General features: G+C 43.6%; 17 protein-coding genes. 11 read left to right on the forward strand and 6 right to left on the reverse strand.

All coding sequences use genetic code 11. The features are described from left to right. A partial coding sequence (locus tag R2B72_RS12505) for a transposase (RefSeq protein ID WP_318616931.1) occupies positions 1–565 on the reverse strand: 565 nt, incomplete at its 3' end. A gap of 268 nt (positions 566–833) precedes the next feature. Between R2B72_RS12505 and R2B72_RS12510 the strand changes: the two genes are divergently transcribed. Genes R2B72_RS12510 through R2B72_RS12530 form a run of 5 tightly spaced genes read left to right on the forward strand, consistent with a single transcriptional unit; the run spans position 834 to position 3,182 of the window. Beyond that, on the forward strand, positions 834–1,601 hold the full coding sequence (locus tag R2B72_RS12510) for a DUF4230 domain-containing protein (RefSeq protein ID WP_318616933.1): 768 nt from the start codon (positions 834–836) through the stop codon (positions 1,599–1,601). Beyond that, on the forward strand, positions 1,594–2,280 hold the full coding sequence (locus tag R2B72_RS12515) for a uracil-DNA glycosylase (protein WP_318616934.1): 687 nt from the start codon (positions 1,594–1,596) through the stop codon (positions 2,278–2,280). The genes R2B72_RS12510 and R2B72_RS12515 overlap by 8 nt, the downstream gene beginning before the upstream one ends. Positions 2,281–2,327: 47 nt before the next feature. Beyond that, positions 2,328–2,504, forward strand: a complete 177-nt coding sequence (locus R2B72_RS12520) for a uracil-DNA glycosylase (protein ID WP_318616935.1) — start codon at positions 2,328–2,330, stop codon at positions 2,502–2,504. After that, positions 2,501–2,767, forward strand: a complete 267-nt coding sequence (locus R2B72_RS12525; protein ID WP_318616936.1) for a YwdI family protein — start codon at positions 2,501–2,503, stop codon at positions 2,765–2,767. Before R2B72_RS12520 ends, R2B72_RS12525 begins: the two co-directional genes overlap by 4 nt. Positions 2,768–2,801: 34 nt before the next feature. Further along, on the forward strand, positions 2,802–3,182 hold the full coding sequence (locus R2B72_RS12530) for a DUF423 domain-containing protein (RefSeq protein WP_318616938.1): 381 nt from the start codon (positions 2,802–2,804) through the stop codon (positions 3,180–3,182). Between the two features lie 62 nt (positions 3,183–3,244). Here the strand turns inward: R2B72_RS12530 and R2B72_RS12535 are convergent, their stop codons facing one another. After that, a complete protein-coding gene (locus R2B72_RS12535; RefSeq protein ID WP_318616939.1) occupies positions 3,245–3,619 on the reverse strand; it encodes a spore coat protein GerQ in 375 nt (124 codons plus the stop codon). Positions 3,620–3,653: 34 nt separating this feature from the next. Beyond that, entirely contained in the window at positions 3,654–4,097 is a 444-nt protein-coding gene (locus R2B72_RS12540) for a cell wall hydrolase (RefSeq protein WP_412177846.1), read from the reverse strand. Positions 4,098–4,134: 37 nt separating this feature from the next. Here R2B72_RS12540 and R2B72_RS12545 point away from each other — a divergent pair, with 37 nt between their 5' ends. Next, entirely contained in the window at positions 4,135–5,022 is an 888-nt protein-coding gene (locus tag R2B72_RS12545) for an aminopeptidase (protein WP_318616941.1), read from the forward strand. 38 nt (positions 5,023–5,060) lie between these two features. Here the strand turns inward: R2B72_RS12545 and hemQ are convergent, their stop codons facing one another. After that, a complete protein-coding gene (gene hemQ / locus R2B72_RS12550; RefSeq protein ID WP_318616942.1) occupies positions 5,061–5,810 on the reverse strand; it encodes a hydrogen peroxide-dependent heme synthase in 750 nt (249 codons plus the stop codon). 176 nt (positions 5,811–5,986) lie between these two features. On the opposite strand from hemQ, the gene pta reads away from it, so the two are divergent. Together pta and R2B72_RS12560 are read left to right on the forward strand one after the other, a co-directional pair. Next, complete coding sequence (pta, locus tag R2B72_RS12555; RefSeq protein ID WP_318616944.1) at positions 5,987–6,958, forward strand: phosphate acetyltransferase; 972 nt, start codon at positions 5,987–5,989, stop codon at positions 6,956–6,958. Between the two features lie 15 nt (positions 6,959–6,973). After that, complete coding sequence (locus R2B72_RS12560) at positions 6,974–7,816, forward strand: lipoate--protein ligase family protein (protein ID WP_318616945.1); 843 nt, start codon at positions 6,974–6,976, stop codon at positions 7,814–7,816. Positions 7,817–7,997: 181 nt separating this feature from the next. Here R2B72_RS12560 and R2B72_RS12565 read toward each other — a convergent pair whose 3' ends face one another. Next, positions 7,998–8,633: an RsfA family transcriptional regulator gene (locus tag R2B72_RS12565; RefSeq protein WP_318616946.1), complete on the reverse strand. Its 636-nt coding sequence runs from the start codon at positions 8,631–8,633 to the stop codon at positions 7,998–8,000. A 256-nt stretch (positions 8,634–8,889) separates the two neighbouring features. On the opposite strand from R2B72_RS12565, the gene R2B72_RS12570 reads away from it, so the two are divergent. Both R2B72_RS12570 and R2B72_RS12575 read left to right on the forward strand, forming a co-directional pair. After that, entirely contained in the window at positions 8,890–10,188 is a 1,299-nt protein-coding gene (locus tag R2B72_RS12570) for an HD domain-containing protein (protein WP_318616947.1), read from the forward strand. Between the two features lie 16 nt (positions 10,189–10,204). After that, positions 10,205–10,711 (forward strand): YwgA family protein, encoded by a 507-nt coding sequence (locus tag R2B72_RS12575; RefSeq protein WP_318616948.1) that lies wholly within the window; start codon positions 10,205–10,207, stop codon positions 10,709–10,711. Positions 10,712–10,939: 228 nt separating this feature from the next. Here R2B72_RS12575 and R2B72_RS12580 read toward each other — a convergent pair whose 3' ends face one another. After that, positions 10,940–11,125, reverse strand: a complete 186-nt coding sequence (locus R2B72_RS12580) for a 2-hydroxymuconate tautomerase (protein ID WP_318616949.1) — start codon at positions 11,123–11,125, stop codon at positions 10,940–10,942. A 67-nt stretch (positions 11,126–11,192) separates the two neighbouring features. Here R2B72_RS12580 and R2B72_RS12585 point away from each other — a divergent pair, with 67 nt between their 5' ends. Beyond that, positions 11,193–11,708 (forward strand): YwhD family protein, encoded by a 516-nt coding sequence (locus tag R2B72_RS12585; protein WP_318616951.1) that lies wholly within the window; start codon positions 11,193–11,195, stop codon positions 11,706–11,708. Positions 11,709–11,841: the final 133 nt, after the last annotated feature.

The raw sequence follows: 11,841 nt of genomic DNA on the forward strand, positions 1-11,841 counted from the left end.
CTAAATCAATGCCAATTCCGTCATGCTCGGGCACATGTGCTTCTTTCACTTCTTCAACCTCACATAACACAGAAACAAAATATAGACCCGCTTTTTGTGATACCGTACAATTTATGACGGCTGTATTCGTTGGGATATAACCCAATTCCTTCAAACAAACCCAACCAATCGTTGGCACTTTAATGCGATGACGTTCAACTGTCAAATCAGTCGCATTATTTTTCGGAAAATAGGCTTTTACATCTTGATATCTCTTCTTTTTGAACCGTGGAAATTGAGCCAATCCTTTAAAAAAGTTCCGAAAAGCCTTATCGCCATTCATAATGGCTTGTTTCACAGCTTTACTCGAGACATCTTTAATCCATTGATCGGTTTCCTTCGTATGGACATTGTTCAGCCATTTTGAAAAATCGTAACCGGATAGGTGCTTCTTTGTTTTTTGATAATGTTCTTGTGCGGTGTGAAGATACAAATTGTAGACGTATCGACAAACGCCGATAGTTTGGTTGACTTTTTGTTGTTGGGCAGCGGTGAGGAGTACTTCCGTTTTATATGCTTTTTTCAAAACAAGCATCCCCTTTACTTTTTTCCCTTCCAATCGCAGTTTCAACTTCTTTAACAACCTTTACCCTATTTAACTCGCAGATAACCGTTAAAAAACTTCGAAGCTAATAGATCTTTTACTATATTTTTATATAATCTTCAATGTTTTTGATAACAGTAGCTAGCTCCCTTGTATAATCCTACCATGCCTTTCTAGTTGTTTGAACTGCAACTTTCCTATAATCTAAACGTAGTAGATAGTGTCGAATAAAGAGGAAATGAGGGATGATATGAAAAAGGGAAAGAAATCGGATGATATGGAGCAGTTGTTGAAAGAATTACAAGCTGCCAAAAAGGAATCAGCAGTGACAGTAGATGAAGTAAGGGACCGTCCATTTGGCTTTTGGCGAGCTGGGAAACTATTCTTTTCAGTATGGCGGAAATCATTTCTAGTCATTGCATTGCTGATTATACTGCTTATTGCGGCTCTGCCGTTTATTACATTTTTCGTTCTTAAACAAGGGAGCACATATATAGAGCAAAAGGGTGCGTTTTTAGAGCAAATCCAAGAATTGAACGAGCTCGCAACAGCAGAGGCTTATACGAAAGTCATCATTGAGCGTGAAGACAATAAGTTGTTTGGACAAAGCATCGGGCTTAACTTGCCAGGCACGAAGCGCCAGTTACTGGTCGTTATTCCTGGATCGGTGAAGGCGGGCGTTGACATGTCCAATGTAACGGAAAAAGATGTCGTCATCGATGAGGACAATAAAACGGCGAAACTGACATTACCACCTGCAACCTTTTTAGGAGGGGCTGAAATCTATTTTGATAAAGTTGAAGTCTACTCCTACGAAGGACTTTTCCGTGAAAAAGCGAATATCGAAGAGGCTTATGAACTTGCCGCGGAAGCGAAAGAACTGATATTGGAAGAGACGGCTGGACAAGGTGTCTTGACGATGGCCCAACAAAATGCCGAGAAGACGTTACGGGAAATGTTTTCATTCGCGGGGTATGATGTGACAATTGAATTCAAAGAAGAGATGGCTGATGAATAAGGTGATTTTAGGTAATGACTGGGATGCGGTGTTGCAAGAAGAATTTGCAAAACCATATTATATAAAACTGTGTAAATTTCTTGAAAAGGAATATGTGGAGCAAACGATTTATCCACAGATGGATGATTTGTGGACGGCTTTTAAATGGACACCGTTCAATGAAGTGAAGGTTGTCATTTTAGGACAAGATCCGTATCACGGACCGGGACAAGCGCATGGCTTGAGTTTTTCCGTGCAGCCGGGTGTGAAGATCCCGCCGAGTTTGCGCAATATGTTCAAGGAATTGTCGTCAGATATTGGTTGTGAGATTCCGGAAAGTGGAACGTTGACGGGGTGGGCGCGGCAAGGTGTACTCATGCTGAACACGGTGCTAACTGTACAACAAGGACAAGCCCATTCGCATCGTAAACAAGGCTGGGAGACATTCACGGACGAGGTCATTCGGAGGTTATCGGAGCGCGATAAGCCGATTGTGTTCATTTTATGGGGACGTCCTGCACAGGACAAGAAAAAGTTGATTGATTTATCGCGTCACGCGGTAATTGAATCGGTCCATCCTAGTCCGCTTAGCGCAAGTCGTGGATTTTTCGGCAGTCGTCCCTATTCAGCGACGAATGAGATTTTAGAGGCGTGGGATGAAGGGCTGATTGATTGGAGTAAGACGGACGAGGTGCTTTAATTTGCACGTCTATCGTGATAAAGTGAAAATGAATAGAGGTGACCGAAATGGCTGTGAATTGTTTTCAATGCCAACATTTTTTCGTGACATGGGATCAGAGAAGTCCGCGTGGGTGTAAAGCATACGAGTTCAAAACGAGGGAATTGCCGTCGGTCGTCGTAAAGCGATCATCGGGCATGGAATGTTTAAAATTTGTACAGAAGAAAGGGGATGTGAGACGGTGATTTCATATGACCGCATCATCTCGGAAATGGAACGTCAACTGAGTTTGGCAAAGCGTACGAATGACGAGCGCGCCATGCGTGAAGCGTTGTCGGCTGTGAGGTCGCTGTGTGAAGTGGCACTTGGTGGGAATAGTAGTGCTAGGCAAGAAGAGAAGATTGTTCCGAAAATGCTTGTTGCCCCCGATGTGCAGTCTATTTCTTCATTAGAAGGAAAGCCGCTTGTGGAAGAAGATGCAAACGGCGGCTCGTTGTTTGATTTTTGATGGATTCATTCATAACAGAAAGTAGGAAAAAACAATGCCATTTTTCATTATCGCAGGTGCTGTTAACGCAGCGATTGCTGTCGCGCTTGGTGCATTCGGTGCGCACGCACTAAAAGAAAAGCTTTCTGAACATTATTTAGCTGTATGGGAAACCGCTGTCCAGTATCAAATGTTTCATGCGATTGGGCTACTTGCCGTTGGAATCCTCATGAGCTCATCGCTATTTGGCGCATCAACACAGTTAACATGGGCAGGTTATTTGTTGCTTGCAGGAATTATTATTTTCTCGGGTAGCTTATACGTATTGAGTCTATCTGGAATTGGCATACTCGGTGCCATCACGCCAATTGGTGGCGTTGCGTTCATCGCTGGTTGGACAATGTTAATTATTGCAGCTGTTAAATATACAAACTAAAATTGAGTGGAAAACAAAGAAATCTTCCGTGAGCCCTACTAGGCATACGGAAGATTTTTCATTTAAGTTTGAGGAAAATAGTTTATTTTTCCTTCGAACTCTGCATAATCGAAATAAATCATAGGAAACAGGAATTCATGACCAGTTGCTGTTTCGTTAAGAATTACATGGTCGCGTCCGGCAGCTACGACTGTTCCGACGATGGCTTTCGTATTCTTGCCAGAATCGAGTGCATGTTCAAAGGAGAAATTAAAGACACCGGGTTGCCCGATATTCAACCGTAAAATGTTTTCAATGTATGACTGCTCGCGCAAAGGTAGTCCGGGCGGAGTTCCAATGGGCACCCCAGGACTTGGAGGTCTGCCGTTCGGAATTGTGACTGGTGGCGGTGTGATATGTTGATTTTGATAGGTAGGATTCCAATAATATTGGACCATTTCTTCATCCCCTCAGTTTGTAATATAGATAGTTTTAGACAGTAGGGCAGTCCGACACTGTTGGCGAAAAGAAACAATGTGACTTAAACCTGCCAGTATTCCATTGGCCATACCATTGAGCTGGGCAATTGCCCGTTGGCATGAAAAACCATAAGGACCGCTCGCCGGGGCTGAAGCGTTCCCCGTTAATAACCCGCTTAGCAAGTTTTCTATCCGTCTCACGTGCCCGTTGATAAAAATAACTTTTTGTCGTGGCTTCAAAGCCGCCAGGACGCTGGAATACCATTTCTTCCAAATTACGAATGTCTTTAAAATCTAGACAATCTGCAAGTACTCGGTTTACTCCAACATTACCAACCAAAAGCATTCCTAATTGACCATCGCCCTCCGCTTCCGCCCGCATTAGCCGTGCAAGCATATCTAATTGAGCGTCATTATATTTTATCACCGCCAAGGAACAACCTCCTTGGGAAATCATATGAAGTAAGTGTAAGGAAAATGACTGAAAAATAGAAATGGATAAGGTAAACTTAGGCAAAGGGGGAGTTCACTTGCGTATCCACAATATTATTCCGCACTTTATAGATTTGTACGAATCAAAAAAAGACCTTAGCATACTTGATTTGGAAGCCTATATTGATGAAAATACAGAGGTGTTTAATTACTATTTCCCGAACCATTGTCCGAAAACAGAAGAGCGTCTTCAGGCGGCGATTGAGAAATATCCAACGAAAATGGGAGACATCCATATCATGTCGGAACGTCTACCGAAAATTATTAAAGAAATCGATGAGCTGTATATAAAGACTTACAATGATGATCTTAATATTCGCTATACGTTACTTGTTGGTACGTACGGGTCCAATGCATTCGTTACGAGAGAAATTAAAGGTGATATTTACTTTGCGGTAGAGAAACTATCGCCTGAAGTAGAACACCTAAAAGTGATAACTGCCCACGAAATTGGCCATGTTACGCATTTTTCATTCGCCGCTAGGCAAGGGATGGACTGGACAACTGTCGATTGGACGCATGGACTGACAACACTTTACACTGAAGGAGCCGCGACCTATTTATCCAAAAAAATCGTCCCAGGGCTGAACGAATCGGTCTATTTTACTTACGATGAAGGCGGAGATTCGTGGGTGACATGCTATCAGGAGAATAAAACCGAAGTGAAGCGACGATTTTTCGAAGACGTGTTGTCCGGTTGGAACATAGAAAAGGAGAAGGAGTGGTTCCGCCTATCCGGAGGGGATTATTTTGGTCATAACCGGTTAGGTTATTTACTGGGGACGGACTACGTCGAGCATCTAGTTAACACGATAGGCGAAGAAGCAGCACTCGTTTTCTGGAATGGCAATGATGTGAAAAAAGATATTTTGATGTGGTTGGAAAAATAAAAAGAAGCCGCATCTTGAACGCGGCTTCCCGACAATAATTACAAATTGAAAAACGATGCTTTTTTATCGCCATCTAAAATCGTGCCGACGAAGAATGAGCCGAATTCAGCGTAGCGAGCACTTACTTCATCAAAGCGCATTTCATAAATTAATTTTTTGAACTGGAGAACGTCATCTGAGAACAATGTGACCGCCCATTCGTAGTCGTCGAAACCGACAGAACCGGAAATGATCTGTTTCACTTTGCCTGCATAGCTACGGCCGATTAAACCGTGATCACGCATCAATTCTTTACGTTTGTCCATATCAAGTGTGTACCAGTTCACGTCGCCGTCGCGCTTCTTATCCATTGGATAGAAACAGATATACTGGCTGCGTTGCAGTTCAGGATACAGTCGCCCGCGAACGAACGGGTTTTGGTAAGGATCCTCAGTGGATTCACCTGCAAGGTAGTTTGACAATTCAACAACTGATACATAGGAGTATGCTGGAATTGTAAAGTCTGCAATTGCGAGTTTGTTGAATTCTGTTTCAAGCTCTTGAATTTCATCCATCGTCGGACGCAAAGTCATGAGCATGAAATCAGCTTTCTGACCAATTACTGTATAAAAAGCATGCGCGCCTGTTTTAGCATCATCCGCTTTTTGGAGTTTTTCAAGATAGACAAGAAATTCATCCACTGCTGCTTGACGTTCATCTTTTGAAACCAACTTCCATGACGCCCAATCCATAGAGCGTAAATCGTGTAAAACATACCAGCCATCAAGTGTTTGTGCTGCTTCTATCATATAAATTCAAACCCCTTCATCGTGAATTTACTTCTCAATTGAGTGTAGCATAGTCGGTTGAGAAAACGCCTCCTATATGTGCCATTGTCACGAATTTGACATGAAGTTTCCTGCTGTTATCGACACCTCAAGTCGTGTATGCTAAGTGTAGAATACAACTAAGAAAGGTGAGAGAGATGACAAATCTTTTTACTAGCATTCAAGACCGTTTACGTGGCAATGAAAAAACGATTATCTTACCCGAAGGAACAGACGCACGTGTTCTAAAAGCGGCATCGCGCCTTCAGGTTGAAGGACTTATAAAACCAATCTTACTTGGCAATGAAACCGCAGTGACACAAGCGGCAAGTGCAGCAGCAATCGATATTTCAGCAATAACGATTATTGATCCGGAGAAGGCTTCTTATTTTGAAGAACTTGCTGAAAAGTTTGTGGAGCGTCGCAAGGCTAGGACTTCATTGGAGCAAGCGCGCGAGCAATTGAAAGACGTCAATTACTTCGGCACGATGCTGGTTTTTACAGGGCGTGCAGATGGACTCGTCAGTGGGGCTGTACATTCGACAGCAGACACGGTGCGTCCAGCACTTCAAATTATTAAAACGAAGCCGGGTATTTCAAGGACAAGCGGTGCGTTTATTATGATGAAGGGCGAGGAGCGTCTGGTCTTTGCGGATTGTGCCATCACGGTTGCACCGACAGCGCAGGAACTGGCAGAAATCGCAGTGGCCAGTGCGAAAACGGCAAAGTCATTTGGCATTGATCCGCGCGTAGCGATGTTGAGCTTTTCGACGAAGGGCTCAGCTGTTACACCAGAAACAAAAAAAGTCGCGGAAGCAGTAGCGATTGCCCAAGAGCTTGCGCCAGATTTAACACTTGATGGTGAATTTCAATTTGATGCAGCATACGTTCCAGAAATAGCTGCGAAAAAAGCACCAGGTTCAATTATCCAAGGGGACGCCAACGTCTTCGTCTTCCCATCGCTTGAGGCGGGGAATATCGGCTATAAATTAACAGAACGTCTAGGCGGCTACGAAGCGATCGGACCGATTTTGCAAGGGTTGAACGCACCAGTCAACGACTTATCCCGTGGTTGTTCAGCAGATGATGTTTACAAACTTGCCCTTATAACAGCGGCGCAAAGTCTATAAGTAGGAGAATTTTAAATGTCACACTATGAATCATTGTTACAAATCCCTGAGTGGCGCTTTGTGGATGAATCCATGACGGCACGTAGTCGTTCTGCGCTAGAGTCTTTCGCCGCGGACGATACGCTCTGTCATCTCGTCGGACAGCAAATGAGCAGTCCAACCGTGCGCACATGGGTGCATGACCAAACTGTGGTCCTTGGCATTCAGGATCATCGTCTTCCGCATATCGCTGAAGCGATTCCAATGCTTGAGGAAACTGGTTATAACGCAATCGTCCGTAACTCTGGCGGTCTCGCGGTTGTGCTGGACAAAGGTGTGTTGAATATATCAATTGTGCTATCGGAACATGATGGGGCCATCGATATTCCAGCAGGCTACGAAGTGATGCTGGCATTTATTCGTAGATTGTTTCCAGAAGCGGGCGACCGTATCGAAGCTTATGAAATTGTCGGATCTTACTGTCCCGGTTCGTATGATCTTAGCATCGATGGCCGCAAATTTGCCGGCATTTCGCAGCGTAGATTACGCCAAGGTATCGCCGTCCAGATCTATTTATGTGTTGAAGGAAGTGGGGCAGAACGGGCTAAGTTGATTCGCGATTTGTACAATATTGGACTGCAAGGCGAAGAGACGAAGTTCAGTTATCCAGCCATTAAACCAGAAGTGATGGCATCCCTCGTAGAATTGTTAGAGATGCCACTGACGGTCAATGATGTCGTGATTCGCATTCAGCTGTTGTTGCGTGAGCTCGCAGACGAAGTGGTCATGGGTAGCTTTAAGCCGGAAGAAATGGAATTATACACGTTCTATTTAAACCGAGTTTTCGAGCGGAATAAAAAGATGTTGGCAAGTGAATGAAAATCGGCTATTTTATGATAGAGTTTATAGAAATAAGCAACGTTCCGGCCGAACTAAGCAACGTTTTCGTGAAAGTGTGCAACGTTTGCGGAGATAAGCAACGAAATCGAGCAACTAAACAACGTATTGCGAGAACTAAGCAACGTTCCTAGAGCTAGCCAACACAAGAAAAAACCGCCAATCAATGGTTGATTGGCGGTTCTTTACTCACTAGATTACCATTTTGTTCCATCTTGAAGACGGGCGCAGTGCGATCCGTATCGTCTTCAAGTGTCACAAGACGACGCGCGCGATTCATGATTTGGACGAATTGCTCGTAATCCGCGCGCAGTGTTTTATTTTCTTGCTGGAGTTTTTCGATTTCTTTTTCGAGTTTCTCTGATTTTTCATTCGCAATTTTAGCGGTCTGCTTCCAGCGTAGAGATTCGTTATCCCCTACTCCTGTATGATGCATGCGAACGAGATAAGCAATGACTGTATCAAGTGATAGCGCTGATAATGGAACGGCTGTCTTTTGATTTTCTTCGCTCCCTTGGGAAGGGGAATATAATTGCTGTCCGCGTCGCTTAAAGTCCTTACCAAGGACACGAATTGCCTGCTTACGTTCTTTTTTCGCGTCAGTGAGCTCTTTCTCATAGTCCTGTCTAACAACTGCGTTCCACCTAAATCCACAAGCCGCTGCTGTACGATTAAGAGCATCGCCGACTTCTTCAAAGGCGCTTAACTGCGTGCTCCCCTCTCGAACATGCCGCAATACCGTCTCTGCCAATAAAATATCATTTTCTTCAATCCAAGCATCCTGTCTAACTTTCACCATCTCCGTGCCTCCCGACATATGTTAGTAGTCTCTTTCTTACGGTCAGTGTGGACATGGTTTCACTATTTTATTCATAAGGAAAAAAGCATTCTATCTTTTTTTATCTAAATTAGGCAGAAGACTCCCATTTCCATAAATGGAGGCGCGATTGATTTAATAAATGATTCTTTTTCCATCTTCCAACCAAGTAGGGAATTGACTATACTTGAAACAATGATTCACGTTACGCCGAGGCGTAATTGATTGGAGGTGCACGATGGCTTACAAAGATGAGAAACTGGTCGAGGAAAAAGTTTTCAAAGACCCGGTGCACCGCTATATCCATGTGCGCGACAAAGTAATTTGGGATGTGATTGGCACAAGCGAGTTTCAGCGCCTACGCCGAATTAGGCAGCTTGGCACAACCTATCTGGTATTTCATGGGGCGGAGCATAGCCGCTTCCATCATTCGCTAGGTGTCTATGAAATCGTGCGTCGCATCATTGACGACGGTTTTAGTCATAGACCCGAATGGAACAATGAAGAACGACTCGTGACGCTGTGCGCGGCATTGCTGCATGATTTAGGGCATGGCCCGTTTTCACATGCGTTTGAAAAAGTATTCAATCTTGATCACGAACAATTTACGCAAGCCATTTTGCTTGGTGACACGGAAGTAAATGCAGTATTATGTCGTGTGGCACCTGATTTTCCACAAAAGGTTGCTGATGTCATCGGGAAAACATACCCAGATAAGCTTGTGGTCAGCCTTATATCGAGTCAGATTGACGCCGACCGAATGGATTATTTGCAGCGTGATGCCTATTTTACAGGGGTATCATACGGTCATTTCGACATGGAGCGAATCCTACGTGTCATGCGACCGGCAGAAGAACAAGCAGTCATTAAGTATAGTGGTATGCACGCGGTGGAAGATTACATCATGAGCCGTTATCAGATGTACTGGCAAGTGTATTTTCACCCCGTTTCACGCAGTGCTGAAGTCATTTTGACGAAGATTTTACATCGAGCGAAGCATTTACATGATAGTGGATATATTTTTAAACAAGAACCTACCCATTTCCGCTCATTTTTTAATAGGACATTTGAGTTGGAGGATTATATAGCACTTGATGAGAGTATTTTATTGACCTATTTCCAAGTTTGGATGAAGGAAGACGACGCGATTTTATCGGATTTATGCTATCGGTTTATTAACAGAAGGCTGTTCCAATACGCAGAGTTTGATCCGGCGACAGAATATCGGAAAATTGGTGAACTGGAACAATTGTTTAAGCAGGCAGGTATTGACCCTGCTTATTATTTGGTGGCAGATTCATCGTCAGATTTACCGTATGATTTTTATCGGCCGGGCGAAGAAAATGAGCGCCTACCGATCTACTTGCAAATGCCAAACGGTGAATTGAGTGAGTTATCACGGTCATCGGATATCGTGGATGCGATTTCAGGCAAAAGACGAACAGACCACAAAATCTATTTCCCAGAAGATTTGTTGAATGAAGGGAAAGAGCAAAATCCATTATACGGACAAATTTTACGGATATTAGGAATTTAAGAAAGGAGTGGCTCTCTTGTTGCAGGAGCATGCCAAGATTGTGCAGTTCATTTCCATCGCGAATGAAGTGAAGGGCAGAAAAAAGATGCAAAAGATGATTTATATCGCGAAAAAGATGGATTTCCCTTTTGCGGAAAAGTATGAGTTACATATGTACGGCCCTTATTCGGAGGAATTGACGTTGCGCATAGAAGAACTATGCGCGATGGGATTTCTCGCGGAACAGTGCGTGGACAAGGGTTCGTATGTTCAATATAGCTACACAGCGACGGATGAAGGGACGAGCTTTCTTGAAACCGCTCAACATCCGCACGAAACGCTTGCAGTTTGTGTGGATAAGATGAATGGAAAAAGTTCTAGATTCCTGGAGCTCGTATCGACACTGCTCTATTTCGATCATCTCGATAAGGACGAGCAGATTGCGAAAGTGCATATCGTGAAAAATAAACTAAATTTCACTGAACAGGAAATGACAGATGCATTCGACTTCATCGCCGAATTGCAGCGCTGTTCTGTTCAATAAGAAAAGGCTGTCCCATTCTTGGTTCGAATGGAACAGCCTTCATTTGAATCAGCGAAAACCCCGCTGATTCAAATGAAGCCTCCGGCGGATGTCACAAATTTTGAAGGGAGTTAAGAGGGCAGTCTAGGTTCGCGACGTCCTGTCGCAACGACTGCATGACCTACATCCTGTAGACCTCAAGCGCAATTCAAAATTTGGACGCAATTACGCCAAGGCGTAATTGATGAGTTATTGATCACTAAAGAGTTTGCCAGCGACAGCATAATGACTTTTCGGCATTTCCTCGATGAACACCACAACATTTTCAGCAGGTGCGCCCGTTGTTTCAGCGACTGCTTCTGTTACTTTTGCACAGAGTGCACGTTTCTGTTCTTCTGTGCGACCTTCCAACATCTTTACAGTTACATAAGGCATTCCAGTTCCCCCTTTCTGCATATATTCGGTATAGTGTATATATTATCAGAGTTGGGGGTTTAAGCGAATGACAAATGAAGAAAAACCGAAACAGAAAATGGGTTTTACAATTATAAAAGATGATCCGACAGATGGACATAAAGGATTCGGAATTGGATCATTGTCATTAGAAAACGTGTCACCTGTCATTATTGACGTTGAAGAAGGGCTTGCAAAAATTGAAATTGGTGCAATGCACGCGAGAAGTGATACAGAGCGTGGCATCAAGTTTACACTGAATCGTGAGGACTCAGAGGGTGGTAAACCGTACTGGCTCGTCTGGGTGACGATTGATTTTAAAGAAGACGGACCTTACTATGCAGGTGTCACAGCTTGTGAAATGGTCGTGAACCGTGAAAAACGCCGTGGCTATAAAGTGCTCGCTGATCATGTTAATCGTATGGATAAATCAATGAAGCGTCATATTATGGTTGATAATATGGATGATAAATCAAAACAAATTCTTGCTGAATTTCTTTCAGGTCATAACAAAGACATGTGGGATCGCAGTGAAGCGCAATTACATGCGGATCTTAGCGTGTAATTATTTAGATTATGAACAATTTGTGACAGTTTCCACATAGTTCTCATTCAGAGGTTGAATGTCGGCTGGAAAGGAAGTACACTGAAAATATAGCTTGTGCTTGTAAGCTAGGACAACCGAAATTGTGCATTTC

This window comes from Sporosarcina sp. YIM B06819 (genome assembly GCF_033485175.1).
GTDB lineage: Bacteria > Bacillota > Bacilli > Bacillales_A > Planococcaceae > Sporosarcina.

What these genes read in the sequence shown, in the direction of transcription:
- R2B72_RS12565 (WP_318616946.1), bottom strand. Translation starts at nt 8,633, where the DNA reads ATGGTGAAAGTTAGACAGGATGCTTGGATTGAAGAAAATGATATTTTA.
- R2B72_RS12585 (WP_318616951.1), top strand. Translation starts at nt 11,193, where the DNA reads ATGACAAATGAAGAAAAACCGAAACAGAAAATGGGTTTTACAATTATA.
- R2B72_RS12570 (WP_318616947.1), top strand. Translation starts at nt 8,890, where the DNA reads ATGGCTTACAAAGATGAGAAACTGGTCGAGGAAAAAGTTTTCAAAGAC.
- R2B72_RS12515 (WP_318616934.1), top strand. Translation starts at nt 1,594, where the DNA reads ATGAATAAGGTGATTTTAGGTAATGACTGGGATGCGGTGTTGCAAGAA.
- R2B72_RS12545 (WP_318616941.1), top strand. Translation starts at nt 4,135, where the DNA reads ATGGATAAGGTAAACTTAGGCAAAGGGGGAGTTCACTTGCGTATCCAC.
- pta (WP_318616944.1), top strand. Translation starts at nt 5,987, where the DNA reads ATGACAAATCTTTTTACTAGCATTCAAGACCGTTTACGTGGCAATGAA.
- R2B72_RS12580 (WP_318616949.1), bottom strand. Translation starts at nt 11,125, where the DNA reads ATGCCTTATGTAACTGTAAAGATGTTGGAAGGTCGCACAGAAGAACAG.
- R2B72_RS12520 (WP_318616935.1), top strand. Translation starts at nt 2,328, where the DNA reads ATGGCTGTGAATTGTTTTCAATGCCAACATTTTTTCGTGACATGGGAT.
- R2B72_RS12540 (WP_412177846.1), bottom strand. Translation starts at nt 4,097, where the DNA reads ATGATTTCCCAAGGAGGTTGTTCCTTGGCGGTGATAAAATATAATGAC.
- hemQ (WP_318616942.1), bottom strand. Translation starts at nt 5,810, where the DNA reads ATGATAGAAGCAGCACAAACACTTGATGGCTGGTATGTTTTACACGAT.
- R2B72_RS12530 (WP_318616938.1), top strand. Translation starts at nt 2,802, where the DNA reads ATGCCATTTTTCATTATCGCAGGTGCTGTTAACGCAGCGATTGCTGTC.
- R2B72_RS12560 (WP_318616945.1), top strand. Translation starts at nt 6,974, where the DNA reads ATGTCACACTATGAATCATTGTTACAAATCCCTGAGTGGCGCTTTGTG.
- R2B72_RS12535 (WP_318616939.1), bottom strand. Translation starts at nt 3,619, where the DNA reads ATGGTCCAATATTATTGGAATCCTACCTATCAAAATCAACATATCACA.
- R2B72_RS12510 (WP_318616933.1), top strand. Translation starts at nt 834, where the DNA reads ATGAAAAAGGGAAAGAAATCGGATGATATGGAGCAGTTGTTGAAAGAA.